The 24,464-nt window shown below is 29.2% G+C and carries 34 protein-coding genes; 12 read left to right on the forward strand and 22 right to left on the reverse strand.

What is annotated here, in order from left to right:
* Window positions 1–3 precede the first annotated feature (3 nt).
* The 3 genes from chrA to HA141_RS03920 are packed head-to-tail and all read right to left on the reverse strand — an operon-like array spanning window position 4 to window position 3,554.
* On the reverse strand, window positions 4–1,230 hold the full coding sequence (chrA, locus tag HA141_RS03910; protein ID WP_209117078.1) for a chromate efflux transporter: 1,227 nt from the start codon (window positions 1,228–1,230) through the stop codon (window positions 4–6).
* Between the two features lie 30 nt (window positions 1,231–1,260).
* Window positions 1,261–2,520 carry an organoarsenical effux MFS transporter ArsJ gene (arsJ, locus tag HA141_RS03915; RefSeq protein ID WP_209117081.1) on the reverse strand — a complete coding sequence of 420 codons (1,260 nt, stop codon included), beginning with the start codon at window positions 2,518–2,520 and terminating at the stop codon, window positions 1,261–1,263.
* A gap of 11 nt (window positions 2,521–2,531) precedes the next feature.
* Window positions 2,532–3,554 (reverse strand): ArsJ-associated glyceraldehyde-3-phosphate dehydrogenase, encoded by a 1,023-nt coding sequence (locus HA141_RS03920; protein ID WP_209117927.1) that lies wholly within the window; start codon window positions 3,552–3,554, stop codon window positions 2,532–2,534.
* Between the two features lie 94 nt (window positions 3,555–3,648).
* Here HA141_RS03920 and HA141_RS03925 point away from each other — a divergent pair, with 94 nt between their 5' ends.
* Window positions 3,649–3,990, forward strand: a complete 342-nt coding sequence (locus HA141_RS03925) for an ArsR/SmtB family transcription factor (protein WP_348535307.1) — start codon at window positions 3,649–3,651, stop codon at window positions 3,988–3,990.
* An 18-nt stretch (window positions 3,991–4,008) separates the two neighbouring features.
* On the opposite strand, the gene HA141_RS03930 is transcribed toward HA141_RS03925, so the two are convergent.
* Window positions 4,009–4,215: a hypothetical protein gene (locus HA141_RS03930; protein WP_209117083.1), complete on the reverse strand. Its 207-nt coding sequence runs from the start codon at window positions 4,213–4,215 to the stop codon at window positions 4,009–4,011.
* Between the two features lie 179 nt (window positions 4,216–4,394).
* On the opposite strand from HA141_RS03930, the gene pstC reads away from it, so the two are divergent.
* From pstC to HA141_RS03950, 4 genes are all read left to right on the forward strand, one after another.
* Window positions 4,395–5,342, forward strand: a complete 948-nt coding sequence (gene pstC, locus HA141_RS03935; protein WP_209117086.1) for a phosphate ABC transporter permease subunit PstC — start codon at window positions 4,395–4,397, stop codon at window positions 5,340–5,342.
* A 6-nt stretch (window positions 5,343–5,348) separates the two neighbouring features.
* Window positions 5,349–6,242 (forward strand): phosphate ABC transporter permease PstA, encoded by an 894-nt coding sequence (pstA, locus tag HA141_RS03940; protein WP_209117088.1) that lies wholly within the window; start codon window positions 5,349–5,351, stop codon window positions 6,240–6,242.
* Complete coding sequence (pstB, locus tag HA141_RS03945) at window positions 6,243–7,052, forward strand: phosphate ABC transporter ATP-binding protein PstB (protein WP_209117091.1); 810 nt, start codon at window positions 6,243–6,245, stop codon at window positions 7,050–7,052.
* Window positions 7,053–7,445: 393 nt separating this feature from the next.
* The gene (locus HA141_RS03950) at window positions 7,446–7,592 is read left to right on the forward strand and encodes a hypothetical protein (protein ID WP_002808068.1); all 147 of its coding nucleotides are present in this window, start codon (window positions 7,446–7,448) and stop codon (window positions 7,590–7,592) included.
* Window positions 7,593–7,770: 178 nt separating this feature from the next.
* Here the strand turns inward: HA141_RS03950 and HA141_RS03955 are convergent, their stop codons facing one another.
* The 9 genes from HA141_RS03955 to HA141_RS03995 form a co-directional block, all read right to left on the reverse strand.
* On the reverse strand, window positions 7,771–8,073 hold the full coding sequence (locus HA141_RS03955) for a hypothetical protein (RefSeq protein ID WP_209117093.1): 303 nt from the start codon (window positions 8,071–8,073) through the stop codon (window positions 7,771–7,773).
* Between the two features lie 204 nt (window positions 8,074–8,277).
* Window positions 8,278–8,928, reverse strand: coding sequence for a ligase-associated DNA damage response endonuclease PdeM (gene pdeM, locus HA141_RS03960; protein ID WP_209117095.1), 651 nt, complete (start codon window positions 8,926–8,928; stop codon window positions 8,278–8,280).
* The gene (locus HA141_RS03965; protein ID WP_209117098.1) at window positions 8,929–11,415 is read right to left on the reverse strand and encodes a ligase-associated DNA damage response DEXH box helicase; all 2,487 of its coding nucleotides are present in this window, start codon (window positions 11,413–11,415) and stop codon (window positions 8,929–8,931) included. It abuts the gene before it with no gap.
* Window positions 11,412–13,052 carry an ATP-dependent DNA ligase gene (locus HA141_RS03970; RefSeq protein WP_209117100.1) on the reverse strand — a complete coding sequence of 547 codons (1,641 nt, stop codon included), beginning with the start codon at window positions 13,050–13,052 and terminating at the stop codon, window positions 11,412–11,414. The genes HA141_RS03965 and HA141_RS03970 overlap by 4 nt, the downstream gene beginning before the upstream one ends.
* A gap of 2 nt (window positions 13,053–13,054) precedes the next feature.
* The gene (locus tag HA141_RS03975; protein ID WP_209117102.1) at window positions 13,055–14,041 is read right to left on the reverse strand and encodes a ligase-associated DNA damage response exonuclease; all 987 of its coding nucleotides are present in this window, start codon (window positions 14,039–14,041) and stop codon (window positions 13,055–13,057) included.
* A 35-nt stretch (window positions 14,042–14,076) separates the two neighbouring features.
* Window positions 14,077–14,490, reverse strand: coding sequence for a competence protein ComC (locus HA141_RS03980; RefSeq protein WP_209117104.1), 414 nt, complete (start codon window positions 14,488–14,490; stop codon window positions 14,077–14,079).
* Between the two features lie 84 nt (window positions 14,491–14,574).
* Window positions 14,575–14,856, reverse strand: a complete 282-nt coding sequence (locus HA141_RS03985; protein ID WP_209117106.1) for a translation initiation factor IF-2 N-terminal domain-containing protein — start codon at window positions 14,854–14,856, stop codon at window positions 14,575–14,577.
* Window positions 14,857–14,953: 97 nt separating this feature from the next.
* Window positions 14,954–16,273 (reverse strand): DUF2130 domain-containing protein, encoded by a 1,320-nt coding sequence (locus HA141_RS03990; RefSeq protein ID WP_209117108.1) that lies wholly within the window; start codon window positions 16,271–16,273, stop codon window positions 14,954–14,956.
* A gap of 130 nt (window positions 16,274–16,403) precedes the next feature.
* Window positions 16,404–16,772: a CopG family transcriptional regulator gene (locus tag HA141_RS03995; RefSeq protein ID WP_209117110.1), complete on the reverse strand. Its 369-nt coding sequence runs from the start codon at window positions 16,770–16,772 to the stop codon at window positions 16,404–16,406.
* A gap of 238 nt (window positions 16,773–17,010) precedes the next feature.
* Between HA141_RS03995 and HA141_RS04000 the strand changes: the two genes are divergently transcribed.
* A complete protein-coding gene (locus tag HA141_RS04000) occupies window positions 17,011–17,214 on the forward strand; it encodes a hypothetical protein (protein WP_209117112.1) in 204 nt (67 codons plus the stop codon).
* Between the two features lie 30 nt (window positions 17,215–17,244).
* Here the strand turns inward: HA141_RS04000 and HA141_RS04005 are convergent, their stop codons facing one another.
* Window positions 17,245–17,418, reverse strand: a complete 174-nt coding sequence (locus tag HA141_RS04005; protein ID WP_209117114.1) for a hypothetical protein — start codon at window positions 17,416–17,418, stop codon at window positions 17,245–17,247.
* Between the two features lie 136 nt (window positions 17,419–17,554).
* Here HA141_RS04005 and HA141_RS04010 point away from each other — a divergent pair, with 136 nt between their 5' ends.
* The gene (locus tag HA141_RS04010; RefSeq protein WP_209117116.1) at window positions 17,555–17,752 is read left to right on the forward strand and encodes a hypothetical protein; all 198 of its coding nucleotides are present in this window, start codon (window positions 17,555–17,557) and stop codon (window positions 17,750–17,752) included.
* 14 nt (window positions 17,753–17,766) lie between these two features.
* On the opposite strand, the gene HA141_RS04015 is transcribed toward HA141_RS04010, so the two are convergent.
* On the reverse strand, window positions 17,767–17,961 hold the full coding sequence (locus HA141_RS04015) for a hypothetical protein (RefSeq protein WP_209117118.1): 195 nt from the start codon (window positions 17,959–17,961) through the stop codon (window positions 17,767–17,769).
* A gap of 139 nt (window positions 17,962–18,100) precedes the next feature.
* Between HA141_RS04015 and HA141_RS04020 the strand changes: the two genes are divergently transcribed.
* Window positions 18,101–18,283 (forward strand): hypothetical protein, encoded by a 183-nt coding sequence (locus HA141_RS04020; protein WP_209117120.1) that lies wholly within the window; start codon window positions 18,101–18,103, stop codon window positions 18,281–18,283.
* A gap of 312 nt (window positions 18,284–18,595) precedes the next feature.
* Here HA141_RS04020 and HA141_RS04025 read toward each other — a convergent pair whose 3' ends face one another.
* The 3 genes from HA141_RS04025 to HA141_RS04035 all read right to left on the reverse strand — a co-directional run bounded on the left by HA141_RS04025 (window position 18,596) and on the right by HA141_RS04035 (window position 19,675).
* Entirely contained in the window at window positions 18,596–18,946 is a 351-nt protein-coding gene (locus HA141_RS04025) for an alpha-2-macroglobulin (protein ID WP_209117122.1), read from the reverse strand.
* Window positions 18,947–18,979: 33 nt separating this feature from the next.
* Window positions 18,980–19,156 carry a hypothetical protein gene (locus HA141_RS04030; protein ID WP_209117125.1) on the reverse strand — a complete coding sequence of 59 codons (177 nt, stop codon included), beginning with the start codon at window positions 19,154–19,156 and terminating at the stop codon, window positions 18,980–18,982.
* Window positions 19,157–19,240: 84 nt separating this feature from the next.
* Window positions 19,241–19,675, reverse strand: coding sequence for a hypothetical protein (locus tag HA141_RS04035; RefSeq protein WP_209117127.1), 435 nt, complete (start codon window positions 19,673–19,675; stop codon window positions 19,241–19,243).
* 208 nt (window positions 19,676–19,883) lie between these two features.
* On the opposite strand from HA141_RS04035, the gene HA141_RS04040 reads away from it, so the two are divergent.
* Window positions 19,884–20,075, forward strand: a complete 192-nt coding sequence (locus HA141_RS04040; protein WP_245157272.1) for a hypothetical protein — start codon at window positions 19,884–19,886, stop codon at window positions 20,073–20,075.
* Between the two features lie 7 nt (window positions 20,076–20,082).
* On the opposite strand, the gene HA141_RS04045 is transcribed toward HA141_RS04040, so the two are convergent.
* On the reverse strand, window positions 20,083–20,289 hold the full coding sequence (locus tag HA141_RS04045) for a hypothetical protein (protein ID WP_209117129.1): 207 nt from the start codon (window positions 20,287–20,289) through the stop codon (window positions 20,083–20,085).
* Between the two features lie 42 nt (window positions 20,290–20,331).
* A complete protein-coding gene (locus tag HA141_RS04050) occupies window positions 20,332–20,610 on the reverse strand; it encodes a DUF2103 domain-containing protein (protein WP_209117131.1) in 279 nt (92 codons plus the stop codon).
* A gap of 108 nt (window positions 20,611–20,718) precedes the next feature.
* Here HA141_RS04050 and petN point away from each other — a divergent pair, with 108 nt between their 5' ends.
* Complete coding sequence (petN, locus tag HA141_RS04055; RefSeq protein ID WP_041710582.1) at window positions 20,719–20,820, forward strand: cytochrome b6-f complex subunit PetN; 102 nt, start codon at window positions 20,719–20,721, stop codon at window positions 20,818–20,820.
* Window positions 20,821–20,960: 140 nt separating this feature from the next.
* On the opposite strand, the gene psb29 is transcribed toward petN, so the two are convergent.
* A complete protein-coding gene (psb29, locus tag HA141_RS04060) occupies window positions 20,961–21,617 on the reverse strand; it encodes a photosystem II biogenesis protein Psp29 (protein ID WP_209117133.1) in 657 nt (218 codons plus the stop codon).
* A 32-nt stretch (window positions 21,618–21,649) separates the two neighbouring features.
* Between psb29 and clpP the strand changes: the two genes are divergently transcribed.
* Complete coding sequence (clpP, locus tag HA141_RS04065; RefSeq protein ID WP_348535318.1) at window positions 21,650–22,237, forward strand: ATP-dependent Clp endopeptidase proteolytic subunit ClpP; 588 nt, start codon at window positions 21,650–21,652, stop codon at window positions 22,235–22,237.
* Here clpP and ftsH read toward each other — a convergent pair.
* A complete protein-coding gene (gene ftsH, locus HA141_RS04070) occupies window positions 22,234–24,147 on the reverse strand; it encodes an ATP-dependent zinc metalloprotease FtsH (protein WP_209117137.1) in 1,914 nt (637 codons plus the stop codon). The genes clpP and ftsH overlap by 4 nt on opposite strands.
* A 107-nt stretch (window positions 24,148–24,254) precedes the next feature.
* On the opposite strand from ftsH, the gene HA141_RS04075 reads away from it, so the two are divergent.
* Window positions 24,255–24,464, forward strand: coding sequence for an NAD(P)H dehydrogenase assembly family protein (locus HA141_RS04075; RefSeq protein WP_209117139.1), 210 nt, complete (start codon window positions 24,255–24,257; stop codon window positions 24,462–24,464).

Consider the following 24,464-nt stretch of genomic DNA (forward strand, 5'->3'; position numbering starts at 1 on the left):
TTTTTATGCGAACAAATATTTTGACAAACCTAATATTAAAGAAAAAAGAATAAGTATGTAGGTTGGAACTATTTTAAAAAAAGATAATAGTGTGGAGATTAAAACTATAAAAATAGAGCTAATTAAAAAGAATTTTGATGAAAAACTATTTTCAATTAAATTAAAGCCAGAGAAAATAACTGCTCCTGGAATTGTATTGATTACTCCTTCGATAAAGTAATTAATCGATTTAATTCTGTTTTTTATGAAGGCTTTTCCAAAAACAAAAATCAATAAAAAACTTGGTAAAAAAATTGCAAAAGTTGATATAAATGAATACTTTAAAGCTTCATTTAATCCTCCGACCGAAAACCCAGCTTTGTATCCAATAAAACTTGTAGTTAATAAGACAGGACCAGGTGTTATCTGGCCAATCATTATCCCATCTATAAATTCATTATTTGTTAACCATCCTTGTGAGACAACATAATCACTCATTAGAGGAATGATTACTAATCCCCCTCCAAAAATAAAAAGTCCCGATTTCAAGAAGAAAAAAAACAGATTAAGATAATCTATTAAAAACTTTGAGTTTGTAGAGTGCTTTAAAAAATTATAAAACTTGGCAATATACAAAAAGATTGAGCTAGTTAAAAATGAGGTTGTTGAAAATATAGATAAAGGAACCAAGCTATAAAAAATATTTTTCCATTGCTGTAAGAAAATATTTATCAAACCTGCAATAGTAAGAATTGTTATGAGAGGAAATTGAATACTATTATATTTTGCAAATATAAGTAGAAATAAGATTGAGCTAGAGAATAATACTCGATCTAACTTTAATCTTTTTTTTAAAAGAACTAATGCAAATGAAAAAATTATTCCTGCAATAATAGGAGGATTAAAATAAATTAAATCATTTAGAAATTCTGATCCTGAATAAATTTGCCAAAAAAAGCTAAGAACTAATACCGAAATGAATCCTGGGATAATGAAACATAAACCGGATATCAATCCACCAAGATAACCATTAATTTTAAGACCTATATATATTGCTAATTGAGTGGATATTGGCCCAGGAAGCAATTGACATAAACCAATACCTTTTTCAAAAGATTGTGTAGAGATTAATTTTTTATTATTTATAAGTTCATCTTCGAATAAAGAAATATGAGCATATGGTCCTCCAAAACTGAAAATACCAATTTTTAGAAAAATTTTTGCAAGTTCAATTAAGGATATTTTTGTCATTTAAATACTCTAATTTCTAAAAATTAGTTTTTATGGTGATGATAAGCTTTGTTTGATTGATGGTAATTTAAGACTCGAAATCCAAGATAATAATATTAGAAGTGATGAAAAATAAAGACAATATTGAAGACCAATACTCGGATTTCTCCCAATCATAAATAGTAAGCCAGATAGTAATGTTCCAACTAGTCTTCCAGCCGCATTTGCCATGTAATAGAAGCCAACATTTAAACTGACTTTTTCATTATCAGAGTAGGCCAAAATCATATAAGAATGTGTGGAGGAATTCATTGCAAAAACAAATCCAAAAATAGTAAGTCCTAAAATTATTGCTATCGATGGAGAACTTTCTCTCCATAATGCGACTCCTATCAAAGACGGTATGACCATTAATACGGCACTCCAAAATTGGATAGCTTTACGATCTGGACTTTCTTTCTGGCCCCACATCTTTCTAATTGCTGGAGCCGAAGCCTGAACAATTCCATAACCTATTACCCAGGCCCCAAGAAATAATCCTATCTCCATGTAGTCCCAACCAAATGCCATATCTAGGAATACTGGAAGAGCTACAACAAACCAAACATCTCTTGCTCCAAAAAGAAAGAATCTTGCTGCTGAAAGAATATTTATTGCATTTGATTTTGAAAAAAGATCATTAAAAGCTGGTTTGGTTTTCATCTTGCCAATTTCTCCAGGCAAAATTAATGTCAATAAAAAGGCTAAGCAGAGTCCAAAACCCATAATTCCTACAGCATTATTGAATCCAAATAACTTATATAGAAGTCCACCTAAGAAAAAGCCAACTCCCTTAAGAGCATTTTTAGAACCAGTTAAAATAGCAACCCATTTAAAAAGTTGTTTTTGGCCAGTATCATTGCCATCATTTGTCTCTGGAACTATCGTCTTAACAGCACTTTTAGCACTCATTTTGTTTAGATCTTTTGCTATCCCACTGACTGCTTGAGCAACCATAACGTATACGACACTAAATATTATTGGCCAATCCTCCTTAACTGGAATAAGCATGAAAAGAGCAATGATTTGAAGGATAGTCCCAATCCATAAAGTAAGCCTTAAACCATATCTTGCTCCTATCCAACCACCATATAGATTAGTAATTATTCCAAAAAACTCATAAAAAAGGAAAAGTAAAGCAATTTGTAGAGTTGTGTAACCTAGCTCATGAAAGTGACCAACAACTAATAATCTTAATGCGCCGTCAGTGAGCGTGAATGCCCAATAGTTTGCTGTTACAACACTATATTGTTGAATATTAGATAACTTCATAAAGACATAAATTAAATCTCTTTTTTGATTACATATTCAGTAAGATCTGCAAGTCTGCAGCTGTAGCCCCACTCGTTGTCATACCAAGCGTATATTTTTAATAAATTTGAATTAACAACCATCGTTGATAAACTATCAACTATTGAACTTCTAGAGTCATTTACATAATCTGCAGAAACTAAAGGTCTTTCTTCGTAGCCAAGAATTCCTTTTAAATAAGTTTCTGAAGCTTCTTTAAGTGCCAAATTTACTTGTTCAACTGTCACTTTATTATTTAATTCAAAAACTGCATCTGTTAAAGAACCATTAAGTAGAGGAACTCTTACAGCATGGCCATTTAATTTTCCTTTTAATTCTGGAAAGATCTCAGCGATAGCTTTGGCAGATCCAGTAGTAGTAGGTATTAAACTTTGCATACATCCTCTTGCTCTCCTCAAATCACTTTTATAAAAATCTACAGGGACTTGAGTGTTCGTTACATCGTGAATAGTTGTAATAGCGCCATGTTTAATTGAAAAATTTTCATTAATCACCTTTACTATCGGAGCTAAACAATTTGTAGTGCAGGATGCTGCAGTTACTAATTTATGTTTGGAAGGGTCATAAAGACTTTGATTTATGCCATAAACAACATTAAGTGATTTAGCTTCCGCAACAATTCCTTTGACTGGACAAGCTACTATTACTCTTTTCATCCCTAGAGAATCAAAATAGGGATTTAGTTTGTCTGGCTTTTTATTCTTTCCTGTACATTCCAAAATAATATCTACAGAAGATTTTTCCCAAGGAACATCTAGGTAATTTTTGAAAGATGTGTAAGCTAATTTCTTTCCATCAATTATTATTGCTTCTTCTTTGACCTTTATATCTTTCACCCATCTACCATGGACTGAATCGAATTCGAGTAGATGCGCAGCGGCATTCGAATCTCCTGCTATCTCATTAATGTGAGTTATTTCTATATCAGCTCTATCCCATAATGCTCTGAAAACTAATCTACCAATTCTTCCAAAACCATTAATTCCAATTTTCATCACTATGAAATCTCCTAGATAAATTATACATCAAAATATTTTGATGTATCAATATTTTTTTTAATGAAATCTTTTTTACTTGAGCTATATTTAAGTGGATTTAATTACTTTAAAATTGTTAAAAGAGAGTAGCAAAGTAAAAAAAGAAAATATATCTAAGTTGATGGTTTCATTTTCTGATCCTTTTAGGCTAGAAATAATTGACCTAATGATGGATGGAGAAGTTTGTGTATGCGATATTATGAAATTAACTAATTTATCTCAATCAAGAATTTCATATCACATAAAAATATTGAAGGAGGCTGGTCTTATCACAGACCGACAAGAAGGTAGATGGGTGTACTACAGCCTAAATAAAGAATCTCTCTTATTGATCAAGGAATGGATATTTTCTTTGACAGATTATTCCTCAAATAGAAAACGTTGCTGCGAATAAATTATATTTTAGATTTTATTAATTAACTTCTGATTCCCTGTCATAAGTCATTCCTGATTGTTCCATCCACTCAGCTTTAGTTTTGCAATTTTGTTTGTGATTAAAGATGTGAAAACCTTCAATAATAATCATTATGGATAGAAGCAAAACAGGAATAAAATATACAGGGGAAGATATTACTTCTTTATATTTGATTTGAGCAATGAATTCCCTGTAATTAATCATCCCCTCAGTTTCTATTTAGTTAATAATATTCACCTATGGTTAAGTAAAGTTAAAGAGAAAAATTTTTGAAAAAATTAACTTTAAGGATGTTTACTTTTCATGACTTTCTTATACCTTTAACCCCTCTTAAAGTCTTTTACAACATTTAGTAGTAGATTTATAGAGATATTCTTTTTTTAATGGAAGAGAAATTAACTCTTTTCAAGAATCGTAAAAGATTCGGTATCGAAAAAAATATAGATATTATTTTCAAGAATACTTCTCTAGTCTTGTCTAGTTTCGTAGCAATAATACTTTTAGGAATTATTTTAGTAGTCTTTTTTCAGTCATTTGAATCTTTTTCAAGGTATGGCTTGAAGTTTTTAGTAACCTCTGAATGGAATCCAGTAAAAGATGAATACGGAGCTTTTACTGCAATATATGGCACATTAGTAACTTCATTTCTTTCGTTATTAATAACTATTCCTCTAGGAGTTGGTACTGCAATATTTATTACCGAGGACTTTGTACCTAAAGTTTTTAGAGAAATAATAGGTTCTTTTGTTGAATTATTAGCAGCAATTCCATCAGTTGTATTAGGACTTTGGGCAATATTTGTTATGGAACCTTTTTTTAGAGCCTTTTTTGTCTTTTTACACAATTTCTTTGGTTGGATACCATTATTCAGTACAGAACCAACAGGCAGGAATTCTTTGTTAGCAATATTGATTTTAGTAGTAATGCTTTTGCCAATAGTGACCTCCATTGCAAGGGATTCACTTAATCAGGTACCTAAAAAGCTGAGAAATGCAGCATATGGAATTGGAGCAAGTAGATGGAAAACAATATTTTCAGTGATTTTGCCGGCAGCATTATCAGGAATTATGGCAGGAGTTCTATTGGCTTTAGGTAGAGCAATGGGTGAAACCATGGCTGTAACAATGATTATTGGAAATTCTAATGCATTTAGTTGGTCTCTATTATCTCCTGGATATACCATTTCCTCCATGCTTGCAAACCAGTTTGGTGAAGCTGATGGTAGTCAGGTTTCATCACTTTTTTATGCGGCTTTTGTACTGATGATCCTTTCTTTGGTGGTCAATATCTTTGCGCAATGGCTAGTTAAGAAATTTAGTCTCAAATATTAGGTAATTATGAATTCACTTTATTATCAGAAAAGATTATCAAGAAATATAGGAGATAAATTCTTTACTTCTTTATCAGTAATTTGTGCATTGATAGCAATACTTCCTTTGATTTTTCTAGTGACTTATATCCTTTACAAAGGTGGATCTCAAATCACACTAGAACTATTTACTTTAGAACCAAATCCTCCTGGAGATGATTTAGATGCAGGAGGTATTAACCCTGCATTAATAGGCACATTAATAATAACTACCATTGCTTCAATTATCGCTATACCAGTAGGTGTTGGTGGTGGCATATATTTAGCTGAATACTCTAAAAGCGGTGCTTTTTCAAGGTTTATCAGATTCGGGGTAAATGTTTTAGCGGGAGTCCCCTCAATAATTGCCGGTGTATTTATTTATGCCTTAATTGTTTCAACAAAGATCTTATTTGGAAGTATGTATAGCGGTTTGGCTGGAGGAATGGCGCTTTCAATATTGATGTTGCCTTCTGTGATAAAGACGACTGATGAAGGTTTAAAGCTTGTTCCTAATGAGTTGAGATATGCTTCTCTTGGAGTTGGAGCAAGTATGTATACAACTATATTGAAAGTTACTTTGCCCTCTGCATTTAGGTCTATTGCTACTGGCGTTGTACTTGGAATCGCAAGAGCTGCAGGTGAAACAGCACCTTTGATTTTTACGGCTTTATTCTCTTACTACTACATAACAGGCTTTGGAGACTTGTTTTATGAGATGGGTTCTTTGGCGGTATTAATATACAATTTTGCTTTAGAACCATACGATGCTCAGAATAAATTAGCCTGGGCAGCTTCCTTTATTCTTGTTTTATCGATACTATCAGTAAATATATTTTCAAGGATATTGGCCGCTTTTACTGAGAAAACCAAGCGAGTATAAATGATTAAAACTAATAAAAAAACACCAAAGAATATCATTTTATCTCTAGAGAATGTCTCTATTAGTTATGGAACTTTCGAAGCTGTAAGAAATGTATTTTGTAACTTTAAAAAAGGAAATATAACCTCTCTTATTGGACCTTCAGGTTGTGGTAAATCAACTGTTCTTAGATCATTAAATAGGATGAACGATTTAATTCCTAATTGTTCACTGAAAGGAACAGTCCTCTTTGATGGAACTAATATTTACGATAAAAGAGTAGATCCAGTTGAAGTAAGAAGAAGAATAGGAATGGTCTTTCAACAACCTAATCCTTTTCCTAAATCTATCTACGAAAATATTGCATTTGGAGCAAGAATTAATGGTTTTACTGGAAATATGGATGAATTAGTGGAAAGTTCACTTAGAAAAGCAGCTTTATGGGACGAATGTAAGGATAAATTGAATGATAGTGGTTACTCGTTATCTGGTGGACAACAACAAAGACTATGTATAGCAAGGACCATCGCAATTGAACCTGAAATAATTCTCATGGATGAACCATGCTCAGCTTTGGATCCTATTTCTACTTTGAAAATAGAAGAGACAATGCATGAACTTAAGAAGAATTACACAATAATTATCGTTACACATAATATGCAGCAGGCTTTAAGAGTTAGTGATATGACTGCATTTTTTAATGCTATTGAATATGAAGATGGTGATGGAGGAAAGGTTGGTTATCTTGCTGAATTTAATTCGACAAAGAAAATTTTTAACTCTCCAAAAGAAAAAACTACTCAGGAATACATATCTGGTAAATTTGGTTAATGTTTAATTTTTACTTATAAAAGAAAGATTTTTACCTTTTAGAAAGGTAAGGGGTAGACAAACAGTATAAATACCTATATAGTTATTTCGAATTAGCATTTCTACAGTTGAAAAACTTTCCTTTTCTACCTTTCTTGATTTTTGCAGGGGCTCTAATAACTACTGCAACAATAGGTTTGCCTGTATTTACTTCATAATTTGAAAGTCTTTCTATTTCAGGTAATCTTATGTTTTCAATAATAAATAAAGAATTAATTGGAAGTCCTCATAAAACCTTCAAAAAAGGAAATTTATTTGACTTTATAAAAAAAAGAGAGAATATGAACCTGTGTGGGAGTGAAAAATCTGTATTAAAACCATTTTTAAAAGTGGTTAATTTCTAATTTATTTATCATGGATAAAACTAAAGAACAGTTAGAAAAATTAAGAGAAGTGGCAGAAGCTTCTCTTACAAAAACGGATGAACTTCAAAAAGTTCTTGCTCAAATAGAAGCTTTAATGTCTAGAGAAGAATCGCAAACACTATCAAAGAAGAAATAATTATTTAAAAAAAATTTTTAGGTTTTGTACTTTTAATTACACCTCTTCAATTCTGTTGAAGTTATTAATTGGGTATACAGAACCCGTTCCAAAGTTTTCTGTTAGGTCTCGAGGTCTTACCTTCTTTAAGTAAAAGACCTCTTTAATTTTTTTTTTTAATATTTTATAGCCTACTTATTTAGTTGATTACTTTATAGATTTCTTTCAAGCAGACATTTACATCAAAAGATTCAGTATTTACAACCTCTATTCCTGTTTTTTCTGTAACTTCAACAGTGGCATTGCATTCGTCTTGCTTAAGAGCCATGTAAATTGGCTTTTTATCTTTTATATCTACTCCATTCCTTGATTCAGTATTTTCTTTATATTGCTCCATTACGAGCGTAAGGGCCTCTATCTCAACGGAAAAATTCTCATTTGCTTTTGCTTCAAATGGGATTAAAAGAAATGGAAACAAAATCAAGGCTATTAATTTTTTCATTTCTATAAAAAGTGTTTATTTTTTTTATAACGTGGATTGTCTGCTAAAGGAAGGGGCATTAGCTTTATAAATTTTTAATAATCTATTGTTATTTGAGAGATGTATTATTGAATCAATTTATTCGATAAAAAATCTAAATGAGACTGTTAAGTATAAATTGGTATATCTAAATGAAAAAAATAGTTCACTTTAGTAGAATTTTTCTTAAGATTTAATTTGGATAATTTCTTCTTCAGAAACAACTGCCCATTTTCTAAATGACTTTTTGCAAGGATAACCTCCTGTTAAGTCTCCAAAAGCAGGTAAATATAAAACATTTTTATTTATATCCATTGCAAAACATCTAAAAGATAATTTATCTCCATTGTTTTTTAAGTAAACTTTTGGATGATAATGTCCGCAAATATTCAAGGTTTTATTGTTTTCTAAATTAACTGGTTCATGGCTGAAAGTAATATTTTTAGTCTTTTTAATGTCAAAAATTTTTATATTTTTAATATCACAACCTACATCGTGATTTCCTAGGACTAGTTCAACGTTAGTTTTTAGTAGTTCAGGAAGGTCCTCAACTTTTTTTTGAAGAGATTTATCTATTGAATATTTGCTGTGGAATAAATCTCCCAATATTATTAACTTCTCAGGATTATATCTTTTTACTATTTTTTTTATTCTTGCGAAATTATTTTTATCTGAATTATTAGTAAGTGGTATACCATTTTGCTGAAAATACTCAGCTTTCCCAAGATGAATATCGCATATTAATAATTCTTTTGTTTCTGGTAGAAATAAAGCTCTTGAAGGAAGCATCTCTAATAATGTATCTTCCCAACTAAATTTAAAAGAACTTTTTTTCATTTAATCACTATATTTTTTTATAAGTTTTTCTACTCTTTTTTCTATTGGTTCATTGCTTAAAGTATTTTTAAGTCTTTCAACTAATAAAGGGAAAGCAAAAGGAGTTGGAGTTTTTATCTCGTTTAATAGAATTTTTAAATTTTTTAATCTTTCTAATGATCTAGATATTCTTTTATTTTCTAATTGATATTCTCTAACTTCTTGATGCGATTGTTTAATCAAAAGATGGCCTTCTTCATATTTAGAAAAGACATCGTAGAAAAGACTAGAACTTATTTGAAGTTGGGAGGAAGTTTTTGTTTTGGTTGGATTATTTTGATTTACTAGTCCACTTATCTGGGCAATATTTTTAAATCTACGTTTTGTTAATTCTGAAAAATTAATTGCATTTTCTAGATCTTCTTCTAATTTTTTGTTATCCAAAAAATAATCAGCTTCTTTTTTAATTATGGAAAAATCATAATCTTCTGAAGTAGTTAAGCTGAATCCAAAATCATTAGCAGCAATAGTAAATGTAGATTGTTTTAATTTTGCTAATCTTAAAGCCCATAGAAATGCAATTCCTTCATTTACAAATTTGCCATCAAGTGTAAAAACAAAAAGATTTGATAAATCCTTGGTTTTATATATTTCTATGAGGAATTCATCTTTCTTTGGAATATTTGAAAGAACTTTTTGTTTCTGGAATATTGGGCGTAATGAATTTAGTTCAGGATTTAAGTAATCATAATTTTCTAGTTCGTTGCATATATCTATTTCTTTTCTCAAACTCTCACAAAGTAGATCAGAAATTGCCATTTGACCTCCAACCCATGCAGGAATTAGAGAACTTTTTTTTGTTGATTTTTTAACGTACAAAATCATATCTCTTATTCTTACAAATTGAAGCATTTTACCGGCAAAGTAAAATGTATCCCCGGGATTTAATTTTGAAGCAAAATTTTCCTCTAAATTACCCAAAGATCTACCTTTCATATATTTGACATTCACAAATTTGTCACTCGTAATTGTCCCAATATTGAACTTATGCATTCTTATTAAAGATTTGTCTTTTACAAAATACTTAAAGTTTTCATTATTAATTTGTGATTCTTCTTTAACTATCTTTTTATATTTTGGGTATGCTTTAAGACATTTTCCTCCATATTCTAAAAAGTCAAGACACCAATTCCAATCTTGATCTTTAAAGTTTCTATAACTCCAGCAATTTTTAATTCTTTCTTTCTCAATTTTCGGATCAAAGCCATTTCCACATGCCAAACTTATTAGATGTTGTAGAAGCACATCATAAGATAATTCAGGAAGTCTAATTTCCTCAGATATACCACTTTTTATTATTCTTCTCATTGCACTAATCTCTAATAACTCTAAAGAATTAGTAGGCATAAAAATTATTTTCGATTTTCCACCTGGTCTATGAGCACTTCTTCCCGCTCTTTGGATAAGTCTGGCTAAATTCTTTGCACTACCAATTTGAACTATTTGATCTACAGGTTGGAAGTCAACTCCCAAATCTAAAGAGCTGGTGCAGACTACCCATTTTATCAATCCGTCCTTAACCCCTTCTTCAACTCTTTTTCTATCTTCTTTATCCAGGGAACCGTGATGAAGTGCAATTTTGTCTTCCATCTCTGGGAGAAAAAATTTAAGACATTGATACCATCTTTCAGATTGATTTCTCGTATTGGTGAATAATAAGGTGCTTTTATTTTTATCTAGGATTTTTAATAGTGAAGAATGACTTCTAATCCCAAGATGCCCACTCCATGGAAAGGTAGTTTCTTCCTCTGGTAAAACACTTATAATTTCTATCTCTTTTTGAATATTTGAACTTATAATTTTGGGTTTAATAGCGCTCATCCCAACTATTGCTCTGGCTGCTTCTTCAATATTTCCAATAGTTGCAGACATTGCCCAAATTTGTAAATTTTTTATATTACCTCTTAGCCAACTTAAAGATAACTCGCACTGGTTTCCTCTTTTACTACCCATCAATTCATGCCATTCATCAATAATTATTGATGACAACTCCTTGAACAGATTATTAGATTCTTTATTAGAAATTAAAAGAGATAAAGACTCTGGAGTGGTAATAAGAATATTAGGTGGTTTAGCTAGTTGCTTTTTCTTTTCATATGGGGTTGTATCCCCGTTCCTAATTTCAACAGTGATTTCTTTATTAAAATGCAAAGCTGCTAATTGTATAGAGTTTTTTAGATCTCTACTTAGTGCTTTTAAAGGGGTTATTAATAATATATTCACACTTTTATTATTTTTGGGATCTTTTATCTTTGATAGAGGTCCCATTAATGCAGCATAAGTTTTGCCGCATCCAGTAGGAACTTGTATTATTCCACTCTCTCCATTTAAAAATGCTGCCCAAGATTCGATCTGATAGGGTAGTGGCTCCCATCCATTTGTGGAGAAAAACTGTTTAATTTTAGAAATTAAATAATTTTGCTTATTATTTTCCGTAATATTTTTCATGATTTTTTTTTCATTAGTTCATAAGCATTCTCTAGGCTATCTGCATCATTAATTTTTTTATCTTTTCTCCATTTTGTTATTCTTGGAAATCGTACTGCTATGCCTGACTTATGACGTTTAGAAATTTGTATTTTCTCAAAAGATATTTCGAATACCATTTCTGGTTTTAACGATCGAACAGGACCAAATTTTTCTATGGTATTTTTTCTTATCCATTTATCTAGCTCTTTAATCTCAATATTCGTTAAACCAGAATATGCACTTGCAAATTTAATTAATTCTTTGTCTTTCCATAATGCAAAACTGTAATCTGTATACAGACCAGCTCTTCTGCCACTACCGCTCTTAGCGTAAATTAGAACAGCATCCAGTTGCATAGGATCAACTTTATATTTCCACCAAAAACCTTTCTTTCTACCAGAGGAGTATATAGAAGTCTTTTTCTTAATTATTAATCCTTCAGTATTATTTTCTCGAGATTTTTCTTTATAAGTTAAAGCATCAGGCCAATCTTTAGGAAAGATTAAATCACATATTTTGAAAATATCAGAGATATTATTCTCAGTTTTAATTTGCCATTTTGAAAAATATTTTTCTAACTCAATTCTTCTATTTTCTAATTTAATTTCTCTTATATCTCTCCCATTAATCTCTAAAAGATCATAAGCAATAAAAATAATTGGATATTTTATTTGGATTGATCTAGAAGGAGACTTTCTATTTATTCTTTTTTGAAGTAAAGAAAAATCAAAGGCAATTTGTTCTTTATAATTCCAAACTAATAATTCCCCATCAAGAACAAAATCATCTTTTATATGTGACATCTTCTCTACTAATTCTGGGAATGATTCATTTACTAATTCTTGCCCTCTTGTCCATAACGAAACATTGCCAGATCTTTTAATTAATTGCATCCTTATACCGTCGTATTTCCATTCAAATTGAAAATCATTTATTGAATTTTTGAAGATTTTATCTTCAATAGTATTTGCTAGAAGAAATGGAAATGGTTTGGAATTTAACTCTTTAAGATTGATTTTCTTGTTAATTAAAAATTTATATGAATCAATTGAAGGTTTAAAATCACCCATCAACCTATGAGAAATAATCTCTTCCTCAATATTAATTAGTTTTGATATTGATTTTGTGATTAATCCGATAGAGACTCCTACTCTAAAAGTGCCTGTAAGAATTTTATTAAAAATTAGATGGTTATCTTTTGGTAATGTTTCCCAAAGATTTTTAATTTCTAAATTTTTCTCGTCCTCATTAAGTTTTGATAATGCAGGTATTGTTTCACTTAGTAATTCATTGAGACTTATATTTGATAATTTCTTTTTTCTAGAATTATTTTTATTTTTAAGTAATAACGTTATTACCTCAGCAGAATCACCAACTTTTAAATAACATGTATCAATTAACCATTGAGGATATTCATATATTTGAGAAAAAAGATTTTTTAAATATCTTCCACTAATAAATCTCTTATTACTTTTTCCAGTTAGTAAATATATTGCCCATGAATTATCTATTGGATCATTAGATAAAAAATAATTCTTTAAAATTTCAATTTTATCATTTGTACTATTAATTGAATCTAGATCGCCAAATAATTCTGAAAACTTTTTTAAGCTCATATTTATTTATCTAATAAAAGGAGATTTATTGATTCCTTTTCAACTAAATATTTACTTAAGGCTTCACTATCTCCATGATGAAAAAATACATTTTTTGCTTCAGACTTTTTTACTACTTCCAGAATTCCATCCCAATCCGCATGATCAGAGATTGCGAATCCTTTATCATATCCTGATCTTTTTCTTAGAGCTCTTATTGACATCCATCCACTCGCGAAAGCTGTTTGAATGTTTTTGAAATTTTTTAAATAAGAACCCTTACTTAAAGATGGCGGTAATAATATTAGACTCCCTTTAAGTTCATCTATCTTTTTTTTATTTTCAATTTTTATAGTATCTTTAATATCAATTCCAAGTTCCCTATAACTATTGTTCATTTTGTGAATACTGCCATGGGAATAAATATTGCCTTTAAAATTTGTTTGACTAATTTCGTTTAACAATCTCTGAGCTTTTCCAAGTGAATAGCAGAAAAGTAAAGAAGTTTTTTCTGGTGAATTAGTTATCCATTTTGAAATATCATTTGCTATTTTATTTGATTCATCCCACTTAAATATTGGCAAACCAAAAGTACATTCGCTTATTAAATAATCAGTTTTTACTATTTCATATTGTTTGCAAGTCTGATCTTTTTGAAGCTTAAAGTCACCTGAAATTAGCCATTTTTCTTCAGCAAAAATAAACCTTATTTGACTAGATCCAAGAATGTGACCGGATGGATGAAAAGAAATATTAATGCCATTTATCTTAAATTCCTCTCCATATTCAAAAGTCTTAATTTTGATATTATCTCCAACTCTTTCTTTAAGAAGTATCGCAGTTTCCCTAGTAGAAATGTATTCTTCACAGCCAAATGTAAAGTGATCAAAATGAGCATGAGTTATTAATGCCTTTTTTACTGGCTTGCTTGGATCAATCCAAATATCAGCAAGTTCACAATAAAGACTTCCATCTTTATATCTAATTAAATATTCTTGTTTAGTTCTCAAAACTACATCTCTTACAATGAAGTTAATTTAGCTAATTATGCCCACGCTTGTTTTGATAAAGCTATGGCTGAAATTGTTAGTAAAGCAATAACTACAAATTTGTTACTCCAATTAATCATGAATGAACTAATTTTGTTGAAAGAAACTCTATTAGATGGCACAATCTTTTTTTTGTTGATAATTTGATGATTTTCATTGTTTTCTAGGTAATTTAAATTTTTAATCTCATTTATTAATTTAAATTCGCAAGTTGAGAGTTTTTCTACTTGATTTAATAATTCAATATCTTCTGGCCTTAATAAAGAATTTAATTCTTTAATTTGTCTTTCGTTTTTCATAAGAAATTCATTAACTATCTCATCTGTCTCTAATCCCTTCTTTATATTTAAAAGAATATCATCTCTTTCCCAGGATTTTTCAAGAGAATTCAAAATTTTTCTTATGCTCATTTTAAGTATTTTTACTTATAATAAATTATTATTTTTTTCTTCTGTGGCTTATTTCATTTAAGTAAATAAAAAAATAATTTTTATTTAAGATTTACGAATAAGTCTGTTAGTAAAGTATTTTATCTTTACCTTTTCTACAATTTTTTTAGAACTATTTTTAGTTTTAACTTTATTTAAATTGATCACTTCATCTGACACATTTTTGCCCGTTTCAAAATAACTTTTAATTTTTTCTAATTCTTCTTTATTTAATCTTTTTGTAGCACCTTTTGCATTGATTCCAAGTTTCTTGCAGGCTATTAATATTCTATTACTTTCGACATTAAGATCTTTGGCAATACTGAAAATAGGAGTGTTGATAGACATTATTTTCTTTTCTATGAAATTATTTATTTATAGTATATTTATAAATTAGAAATTAAATGTATTTTTAATTATTATTAATTTTAAAAACTTTTTTTAATTAGGCTACTTCATCTTCGACATTATTTAAATCATTAAATTTTTTTTGCATGGTTGGGTTATTTCTAGTTAATTTCTTTACTGTTAAATCTTGAGATTTGCTGTCAGCGGATAAAAGATGTTTTTTCGAGAGAATTAAAGCCTCTTTAGTTTTTTGTAAATGGGTTATTGATTTATCAATTTCTGAAATTGCATCATTAAATCTATCTTGGGCCAGTGAAACATTTTTTCCAACGGCATTTTTAAATTGCTCAAGAGTACTTTCAAAATTAGTTATGTCGTAATTCTCGCGTTTCATTAAATCAATTTGTGTTTTGTATTTTAAGGTTTCCATAGATGCATTTCTTAGAAGAGAAATTATCGGCAAGAAAAATTGAGGTCTTATGACATACATCTTTGGAAATCTATGAGAAACATCTACTATGCCTGAATTATATAGTTCACTATCTTGTTCTAATAGAGAGACGAGTACTGCGTACTCACAAGATTTTTGCCTTCTATCTTTATCCAATTCTTTTAAAAAATCTTCGTTTTTTCTTTTATTAGTTCCATTTAAACTTTCGTTCTTCATCTCAAACATTATTGATACGACTTCTGTTTTATTTTCATCAAATTCTCTAAATATATAGTCCCCTTTACTTCCTGAAGTGGCGTCATTATCCTTTTCGAAATATGAGTTTTTAAATGCAGAAGCACGATTAAGATTAAATTGTGTTTCACAATGGATTTCCAAGGTTTCCCCTACCATCTTTGTAGATAATTTAGATTTCATTTCTCTTAACTCTTTAATAGTTAGGTCCCTTTCACTAATTTTGCTTTTAAACTTTTCTTCAATTAATTTTTCATTAATTGATTGTTCAAGACTCATCCTTTCAATGGAATTCGTTAATGATAAGTTTTCTTTCTCTAAATTAGAAACTGCATTTTTAATTTTATTTTTTAAAGATAATTCTGAAATTAAAGTCTGGTTTTTAATTTCATCCTTTAATTTGTTTAACTCATTGTTTAGAGAATTAATTTTATTTGTTGCTTGACTTCTTAATTCATTTAGAGCATTCGTTTTCTTCTCTTCAGCGATATTTAGTTTAGATTCAAGAGTTTTGATCTCATTTTCTTTAATAATTTTTTGCTCTATTAACTGTATTTTCGACTCTCGCTTTAAAATTTCCAAAGCTTTTTTATTATCTTCTTCAGCTAAAAGAAGTCTTTCTTTTATTTGTTTATTAAATTCTTTGTCTTTTATCTGATCAAGTATTTCTTGAAAGCTGCTTGGTTCAATTCGGAAAGTTTTGCCGCATGAGGGACATTTAATATCTTTCATTTTTTAATTACAAATTAATATTAGAAAGGATTTAATATTCGAATTATTTAAAAAGAATATTATTCTTGACTTAGAATAAACAATGATTGGATGTTATGCATTAAAAAAGAAGATAAATTCTTAATGGAAGTTATATTAGTCCAGATTCTTTGAGAATATTAATTTTATTTGCTAATTCAATATCTGCAGATGATATTGAGCGATCTATTGTTTTGTTAGAAGAAACTGTGTAACCACTATCATCAACAAATTCATCTTCTGCATCTTTTAAATGCATATTCTTATTTTGTATCTCTTTTAAAGTGTCAGATTTAAATAGATTTGATTTACTAACATTGCCAAATCCAAAATTTGCAATCCCTCTCGCATCCAATGCTTCCTCAACCAATATTCCAACAACTTTAGATCTACTTATAGATTCACTTTTGGATATTTCATCAATAATTTCTAGTACCCTTTTTCTAGGGAGATATCCTATTCTTTTTACTTTATTATCCATTGAAAAATATATTATGTCGTTATTGTAACACTTCTGTCAAATTAAATCAGATTTTGGGACATAGTAATAAGTGTAAATTTAAGCCATGAAAGAACGTATAATTTTTATTAGCCTTCATAGAAAGTAGTTTCTTTATTTGTAATTTATTAGTAATTAAGTTATTTTTAGACGCTTCAAATAATTACGCTTTCAACTTAGGACAAAAATTCAAGATCTTTTTTATCTAAATTCTAATTCCATGAAAGATAAACTTTACGATAATGCCGACAGCTTCGCAATGTCATTTGATGAGGAATGGAAAAGAATTAATTGCGATGATTTACGATTAAAGATTGATAAAGTATTTGAACATTTATCTGAACATCCTTTTTTAGTCTCCAATCCTGAAAATGCAAGAAAAATGGTTGAATTTAGGATTTTTTCATTAAAAAAATTTCAGTAATTTTTTAAAAATAATTCCGATACTCAAAATTCACATGTTTGGTGAATTAAAAAATCCCTTGCTGTATAAAAATATTGTTATGCCAATTATTGGACCTATTCCAAATATAAAAAGCACTAGTTTTGCAGAATTTTTAGTTTGACCTATTTCTTGATTCTTTTTAATTGAATTCTTCTTATTCTTTTTTGATTGTTTGTTTTTCATCAAATATATAATACTACATATAAACTTTAAAAAGCTTTTGATGAATAATCAAATCTCTTATATTTTTTATCTAATTAAATTTATTAAAGTTTTATAAAAACTCAATATTGTATAATATTTTTAGTAAGAAGCAAGTATGAGTGCAACTAAAAGAGAGGAAGTAAGTTCACACCTAAGATACATAAGGTTAGAACTTAGAGAGATGCATCAAATGCTTATCAAAGATGATTTGTTACCAGACTTAAATGAAGCAAAAGAAGTTCATGCACAACTTGATGCTTTATTCGATTTATTATCAGATAAGGAATTAAAAAAGATAACAAGCCAATATTGAAATAAATAGAATAATTATAAATAATTAGTTGCGGATTCTATTTCTTTACGATTATCGTGCATCTTTTCTAATTTGTTGTAAATTTCTTTGATTTGGATTTGTAATAAATCAGTTGAATTTATATTGCTTAAAGCATCCATCGCTGATAAAAGACTCTCTTTAGCTTCAATTAAATGTCTGCATTCCTTACTGCCAGCTTCGTATGACATAGTTTTATAAAAATTAAATTATCACAAATATATAAAAAAATGTTCCGTATTGCTTGATACTCTTATCAAATGAAAGCTAATTATTGTTATTTTTAATACAGAGTGAGTAATTATTTTTATTAATATTAAAAATAAAAGTATGAAAGAGAATCACAAAGATTACGAATTGTCTATAAATGAGGCTTTAGAAAATGCAAAAAAAAGGATTAATTTATTAGATAGTACTGATAGAAAATGTGTTTTTGAAGAATACAAGGAATGGATCAATAATGGTTTAAGTGAGCAAAATATCTTACTACTTCGAGAGGATCCAACAATCTAAAAGACTTATCAATATTTTTGTTTAATTTTTTTCATTAGAAGTAATCTTATATAAAAAATAAAGGCTTATTATAAAGATAATTATTAGAATAATTGTTAGAGAAGAAAGATTATACAAAGTCAAAAATTTAAATTTTTTTTTATAATACCATCCCTTTCATGTTTCTCTTTCGATTCATTTACCGTTTATAAGTGAAAAAATAAATTTTCTTAAATTGTCTTTTTCTAAATAGATTTCTTTTTTCTTATAGTTCTTTAATTTCTTAAAAATTAAATCTGATAAATATTCTGATTTTTGAGTCATAAGTAAAAGCTATTTTTCTAATAAATAAGTTTTCTCTACTCCTATCTTATCTGGCTTTGTTAATTTACATCCTTTATCTTTTTCCATATCACAATCTTTTGTGGCAGGAACAGATTTCCATGTACAAATTTTTTCTTGAGAATCTTCTTTTAAAATAACCCAACCATCATCTAGGTATTCTGAAATTCCATCTTCTCCACAGGAAAACTTTATTTCCATTTTCTTTTTTTCTAAATTGTTATTATTATTACTTTTCCCATCAGAATTGATTATGGGATTTTCATTATTTTGGGATATTTTACAAGAAGTTAAGAAAACTAAAAGAAAAAATAATTTTGTAAATTGTTTAATTCTTTTCATTTGTTTATCTATTGATAATTATAAGTTTATAGTTTATTTTGATTCTATCAATTTTAATAATTGATCCATTTTATTCATTAATGTTTTTACTTCATCTGGATGAGGTAATAATAATTCTTCTGTAACGGCTAAATGCATTTGCTTTAAATTTTGCCTAAGATCTTTTAAATGCATTTTTACATTGTCTTTCTTTTGTCTTATATCAGTCATAGGATAAAATCTAAATTTAATTAAACTTTGATTGGTTATTATAATATTTTGAAGGGTATTATTAGGAAATGAGTAAAAATTTTTTTAATCTTTAAATTTATCGATTTCTTCACCACCATAGCAAAAATTTGTTGATAACATTTTTAATTCTCTTTTATTAAGCTTAAGCCCTATTGAATTTTTATTTTTAATAATATAATTTTTAGCAATAGCTTCACAATCTAATTTATTTTTTGCATGTTTAATAACTGGATAAAAATATGCCAATGAAGTAATTCCAAACAAAAATAATATTATTAACTTTTTTTCATTTTTAATTAATTCTTTAGATTCTCTTTTGGCTTTTAATATTTTTATTAGTAACTTATCTGGTAAACCAATCTGCACAAATAACAGCTCTACCCACCATGGAAGATCTCTATCTTTCTTTTTATTTGAGTTTTCAGAGGTATTCATTTTCTTGGTTTCATAATTTTGGTTTCTGATCTCTTTGGGATTATTTTTTCCTTGTTTACTCATATCATCAAATATCTAATTGAAATATAAAAGGTTTATTTTGATTTGGAAACTATATTTTATTTTATAAGTTTTAATTTAATTTATCTATGAATTTGAGTATTGTAAATTTGTATTTAAAAAAATTTGTAGATGGCAAAAAAAAAGAAGGAAGTTAAATAAAGATTTCGAGAAAAAAATATATTCATCAAAAAAAAATGTTGAACTAGTTTTGGCAAAAATCTATGATATAGATGATGAAGATATACAAAAAGAATACATGACTGCTTTCAATGAAGTTGTCTACTTATATGATGTTTTAAAAGAAGCTTATGATCAACAGGGATTTAATGAAGATTCAGAAGGACTTCTGACAAATTATAAAAATTCTTTTAATCTTTTTGAATCAGAATTTGAAATTTAAGATATATTTATCTCTTGAAAGGTATTACTGGTACTTCAATTAATTTACCATTATTTAGATCGAATCTTTTCTTTCGCAAATTTTTTATGCAAGTTAAGTGCCTCTTCTCATTCTTACAAAATCTTTTTATTTGGTAATCAGTTAAAGAGAAGGATTTATCGCCGGATATGACTAAAACGAATAAAAATAAACACAAATTTATTGCTAATTTCATTGATTTTCTGGATACTTTAGTAACTTTGAATAAAGATTAAATCTAATTACCATTATAAATGTCTATAATTTCTTTTAATTCATCTTTACTTAAGTCTGTTGAAATAAAAACTTCTTGAGCTGTTTTCCCCTTTCTTGCAATGGCTTTATATCCGTTAATAGTTTTAACCGATAATCTTATAGTCAATTTTGATGATCTTCCTCTTGCTTGGGATATCACGGCAGGAGTTATTGTCTTGATATTTGTGTTAAGAGCTAATTTTCTCAATATAGGAATTAAACCATCTATGTTCGTACTATGGTTTAATACTAACCTGCCCATTTTGTTATTCTATATTATGAAATTGTGTTTCTGAGACTTTAAATTTAGCTAAGAAATGATTAAAAATATTTGAAATTCTGTTATATTTGGTTAAATGCTTTAAATCTAATGATCTTTCAACTCGGATGGGCCGCATTAGCTGCAATTTTTACTTTTTCAATTGCTATGGTTGTTTGGGGTAGAAATGGTGATGGCTCTATTGATATATGATTTCACTTTTAAAATATGAATCTTTTTTAAGTAAATTTCTAATATATACATCTTTCACTTTGCTTATTTTCATAACATTTGCTGTAACTTATATAACTTATATTTCTTGGAAAGATAAAAGAAGATTGAAGCAATAGTTTCTATCTTTTTATGTCTTTTTTCTTATCCTTTAATCTTAGTTCTTCAATTAATTCTTTTGCTTGTTTCAATTTGGAGATACTACTTTTGTAGATTCCAATATCTTTTTCTACTTTATTAGTAGGTAGGTTTAAACTTTCAAAAATATTTATGATTGCCTTATTAATTTCAGTTTCATTTTTCCCTTTTAAATCGTGGGATTCTGAGATTAGTATATACATTCCCAAGATCAATATCCTTGAGGGATAAAGTTTAGTATCATACTTTTCTTTTAGCAATTTTAATATTTCTTCTGATGATTTATCTTTAAATTCTAATTGAGATTTTTGCGATATTTCTTTAATTTTCTTACCTTCAAAATTTGAAGAACTACATAAGGAATCAAAAAGAAGATCTAAATGTTTCTCAGGCTCGTATCCTTTCAATAATTCTTTGAAAGTTTCTGTGAGACCAATACAAAAGAGATAATCTTGTGAAAATTCACTCTGATGATTTAAAAGATTTAGTTCAACAAGAATCTCATCAACTATTCTTTTGTATAAAGCTGGAATAATGTAAGGAAATTGTTCATGGAATAACTTCTTGCTATCTGAAACAGTCAATTTTTCTTTCAATTTTTTATATGTAAACCTTAATAAGGTTAGCGTATGTTGACTCAATATCGTTAATATCTAATAAACAGATAAATATTATTATGATCCCTTTAGTTTTAGAAGATTCTGGTGGCACTGAAAGAGTCTTTGATATTTATTCGAGACTTTTAAGAGAGAGAATAATCTTTTTGGGAGAACAAGTTACTAGCGAAACTGCTAATAGAATTGTCGCTCAATTGCTTTTCCTTGAAGCAGAAGATCCAGATAAAGATATTTATATGTATATCCATTCTCCAGGAGGATCTGTATACGATGGCTTAGGTATATTTGATACAATGCAACATGTTAAACCTGATATCCATACTGTTTGTGTGGGTTTAGCCGCAAGTATGGGTGCATTTTTGTTAGCTGCAGGTACTAAAGGTAAAAGAAGTAGCCTTAGACATTCAAGAATAATGATTCATCAACCGCTTGGTGGCGCTAGAGGCCAAGCAAGTGACATAAGAATTCAAGCAGATGAAATTTTATTTTTAAAAGAACGTCTTAATACCGAATTATCAGAAAGAACCGGTAAAGATTATGAAACCATAAAAGCAGATACTGATAGAGATTTCTACATGTCTCCAAAAGAGGCAGTTGATTATGGATTAATAGATTTGGTTTTAGATAAGAAACCTAAAATTTAGTTTAAAAGTTGTGGAGTTCTCTCTTTTTTAGGGATGTCAGTGAATTGAGAAAGTATGCTCACAAATTCATCACCATCTAATGTCTCTTTTTCTATTAATAAATCGACAATTTTATCCATTGCCTCTCTATTTTTGCTGACTATAGAATAAGTTTCTTTATAACATTCCTTTACCATCACTCTTACACTTTCATCGATTTGTTTTGATATAGAATCAGAAACTTCACTTCTAGTCATTAAATCTCTACCAACAAAAACTTCTTGATTTCCTGTTTCTAAAGCTATAGGCCCTAAATTGCTCATTCCAAATCTAGTAACCATTTGACGTGCCATTGAAGCAACTTGTTGAAAATCACCACCGGCACCTGTTGTAATTTCGCCTTCTCCAAAAACAACATCCTCAGCTGCTCTTCCTCCTAATGCACCCATTATTCTGGCTTTTAGTTGTGCTCTACTAACTAGGGTTTGCTCATCGTCTGGAGTAAACCAAGTTAAACCTTTAGCTTGACCTCTAGGGATGACAGTTACTTTTTGAACAGGATCATGAGCTTTAACTAGTGAACCGATAAGAGCATGACCAACTTCATGGTACGCAATTAATCTTTTACTTCTCCCATCTGTTAATGGTGATCCCTCCATTCCGGCTACAATCCTATCAACAGAATCATCAATTTCAGAAATACTAATCGAGTCTTTTCTTCTCCTTGCAGTTAGGATCGCTGCTTCATTTAGTAAATTTGCTAAATCTGCTCCGGTAAATCCAGGAGTTCTTCTTGCGATACTTTCGAGTGTTAGATCTTCTTGGAGCTTTTTATTTCTTGCATGAACTTCAAGTATAGATAATCTACCTTTAATATCTGGAGCATCTACCGTTACTTGCCTGTCGAATCTACCAGGTCTCATTAAAGCTGAATCTAAAACATCAGGTCTGTTTGTCGCTGCAATTATAATGATACCGCTGTTACCTTCGAATCCATCCATTTCGGTGAGTAATTGGTTTAGAGTCTGTTCCCTCTCATCATTACCTCCTCCAATACCTGCGCCTCTTTGTCTTCCAACAGCATCAATTTCGTCAATAAATATTAAACAAGGACTATTTTCTTTGGCTCTCTTAAAAAGGTCTCTTACTCTACTTGCACCAACACCAACAAACATCTCAACAAATTCAGAGCCTGATAAAGAAAAAAATGGAACACCTGCTTCACCTGCTATCGCTTTAGCTAAAAGTGTTTTACCAGTACCTGGGGGGCCAACTAATAGGACTCCCTTAGGAATTCTTGCCCCGACAGAAGTAAATTTTTCTGGCTTTTTTAAAAAAGTAACAACTTCCTGCAAATCCTGTTTAGCTTCGTTAACTCCTGCTACATCATCAAAAACTACTCCCGTTTCTGCTTCCATTGCAAATCTTGCCTTTGTCTTTCCAAACTGCATGGCTTGCCCAGGACCTCCTGGCATGCCACTTGATCTTCTAGCTAATAAAATTAAACCGCCTATTAAAATGGCTGGGAAAAGTAAATTACCCAAAATTCCTAATCCAGCTGGTGCAGTCTTAACAGGATGTACATCAAAACTGATTCCCTCATTTTTTAAATTATTTATCAGTTCAGGAGTAAGGCCTGGGAGATCAACTCTTAATCTTTGAACTTTATTGTCTAAGTCTGAATCTATTGTCTCTACTACTGCATTTCTACCGCCATCATAAATATCGACTGATGTTACCCTTCCTGAGTTAATGTAATCTAAAAATCTTCCATAACTAACTCTAGCTACCGCAGAATTTCTAGGAGCAACGGTTGTTCCATTTGATTTAAGTGAATCAACATTACTAGATGATAAGAATTGGTAAGAAAGCCCTATTACTAAAACTATAGGTAATGCCCATAAAATTAATGTTTTGATTTTTGGATTCATTAATTTGTTAAAAGTTAATTAATAGATTCTAGACTGAATCAATGCATTTCGTTGATATTTTCTTTAACTTTGTGCTTATATTACTCTTGTTACTATTAGATTTATTTATGAAATTTGTGATCAAAGATAAGGTTAAGTTGATTGCCCCAGTCTCTTTCCTAAAGACTTCTGATAATATGCCAATGCTAAGACCTCCTGATCTAGTCGCAATTGATGAAGTTGGGGAAATCTTATCAATAAAATCTCCTGAAACTGTTGAAGTAATGTTTAGAAGAGGTTCCTTTTTAATAGATATTGATAAGATTGAAAAAGTTTAA

Origin of the sequence: Prochlorococcus marinus XMU1402, assembly GCF_017696205.1 — a bacterium.
Taxonomy (GTDB): Bacteria; Cyanobacteriota; Cyanobacteriia; order PCC-6307; family Cyanobiaceae; genus Prochlorococcus_A; species Prochlorococcus_A marinus_AC.

Excerpts from the sequence above, each read along its gene's own strand:
- chrA (WP_209117078.1), bottom strand. The coding sequence starts at position 1,230 with ATGACAAAAATATCCTTAATTGAACTTGCAAAAATTTTTCTAAAAATT.
- arsJ (WP_209117081.1), bottom strand. The coding sequence starts at position 2,520 with ATGAAGTTATCTAATATTCAACAATATAGTGTTGTAACAGCAAACTAT.
- HA141_RS03920 (WP_209117927.1), bottom strand. The coding sequence starts at position 3,554 with ATGAAAATTGGAATTAATGGTTTTGGAAGAATTGGTAGATTAGTTTTC.
- HA141_RS03930 (WP_209117083.1), bottom strand. The coding sequence starts at position 4,215 with ATGATTAATTACAGGGAATTCATTGCTCAAATCAAATATAAAGAAGTA.
- pstC (WP_209117086.1), top strand. The coding sequence starts at position 4,395 with ATGGAAGAGAAATTAACTCTTTTCAAGAATCGTAAAAGATTCGGTATC.
- pstA (WP_209117088.1), top strand. The coding sequence starts at position 5,349 with ATGAATTCACTTTATTATCAGAAAAGATTATCAAGAAATATAGGAGAT.
- pstB (WP_209117091.1), top strand. The coding sequence starts at position 6,243 with ATGATTAAAACTAATAAAAAAACACCAAAGAATATCATTTTATCTCTA.
- HA141_RS03950 (WP_002808068.1), top strand. The coding sequence starts at position 7,446 with ATGGATAAAACTAAAGAACAGTTAGAAAAATTAAGAGAAGTGGCAGAA.
- HA141_RS03955 (WP_209117093.1), bottom strand. The coding sequence starts at position 8,073 with ATGAAAAAATTAATAGCCTTGATTTTGTTTCCATTTCTTTTAATCCCA.
- pdeM (WP_209117095.1), bottom strand. The coding sequence starts at position 8,928 with ATGAAAAAAAGTTCTTTTAAATTTAGTTGGGAAGATACATTATTAGAG.
- HA141_RS03965 (WP_209117098.1), bottom strand. The coding sequence starts at position 11,415 with ATGAAAAATATTACGGAAAATAATAAGCAAAATTATTTAATTTCTAAA.
- HA141_RS03970 (WP_209117100.1), bottom strand. The coding sequence starts at position 13,052 with ATGAGCTTAAAAAAGTTTTCAGAATTATTTGGCGATCTAGATTCAATT.
- HA141_RS03980 (WP_209117104.1), bottom strand. The coding sequence starts at position 14,490 with ATGAGCATAAGAAAAATTTTGAATTCTCTTGAAAAATCCTGGGAAAGA.
- HA141_RS03985 (WP_209117106.1), bottom strand. The coding sequence starts at position 14,856 with ATGTCTATCAACACTCCTATTTTCAGTATTGCCAAAGATCTTAATGTC.
- HA141_RS03990 (WP_209117108.1), bottom strand. The coding sequence starts at position 16,273 with ATGAAAGATATTAAATGTCCCTCATGCGGCAAAACTTTCCGAATTGAA.
- HA141_RS03995 (WP_209117110.1), bottom strand. The coding sequence starts at position 16,772 with ATGGATAATAAAGTAAAAAGAATAGGATATCTCCCTAGAAAAAGGGTA.
- HA141_RS04000 (WP_209117112.1), top strand. The coding sequence starts at position 17,011 with ATGAAAGATAAACTTTACGATAATGCCGACAGCTTCGCAATGTCATTT.
- HA141_RS04005 (WP_209117114.1), bottom strand. The coding sequence starts at position 17,418 with ATGAAAAACAAACAATCAAAAAAGAATAAGAAGAATTCAATTAAAAAG.
- HA141_RS04010 (WP_209117116.1), top strand. The coding sequence starts at position 17,555 with ATGAGTGCAACTAAAAGAGAGGAAGTAAGTTCACACCTAAGATACATA.
- HA141_RS04015 (WP_209117118.1), bottom strand. The coding sequence starts at position 17,961 with ATGTCATACGAAGCTGGCAGTAAGGAATGCAGACATTTAATTGAAGCT.
- HA141_RS04020 (WP_209117120.1), top strand. The coding sequence starts at position 18,101 with ATGAAAGAGAATCACAAAGATTACGAATTGTCTATAAATGAGGCTTTA.
- HA141_RS04025 (WP_209117122.1), bottom strand. The coding sequence starts at position 18,946 with ATGAAAAGAATTAAACAATTTACAAAATTATTTTTTCTTTTAGTTTTC.
- HA141_RS04030 (WP_209117125.1), bottom strand. The coding sequence starts at position 19,156 with ATGACTGATATAAGACAAAAGAAAGACAATGTAAAAATGCATTTAAAA.
- HA141_RS04035 (WP_209117127.1), bottom strand. The coding sequence starts at position 19,675 with ATGAGTAAACAAGGAAAAAATAATCCCAAAGAGATCAGAAACCAAAAT.
- HA141_RS04045 (WP_209117129.1), bottom strand. The coding sequence starts at position 20,289 with ATGAAATTAGCAATAAATTTGTGTTTATTTTTATTCGTTTTAGTCATA.
- HA141_RS04050 (WP_209117131.1), bottom strand. The coding sequence starts at position 20,610 with ATGGGCAGGTTAGTATTAAACCATAGTACGAACATAGATGGTTTAATT.
- petN (WP_041710582.1), top strand. The coding sequence starts at position 20,719 with ATGATCTTTCAACTCGGATGGGCCGCATTAGCTGCAATTTTTACTTTT.
- ftsH (WP_209117137.1), bottom strand. The coding sequence starts at position 24,147 with ATGAATCCAAAAATCAAAACATTAATTTTATGGGCATTACCTATAGTT.
- HA141_RS04075 (WP_209117139.1), top strand. The coding sequence starts at position 24,255 with ATGAAATTTGTGATCAAAGATAAGGTTAAGTTGATTGCCCCAGTCTCT.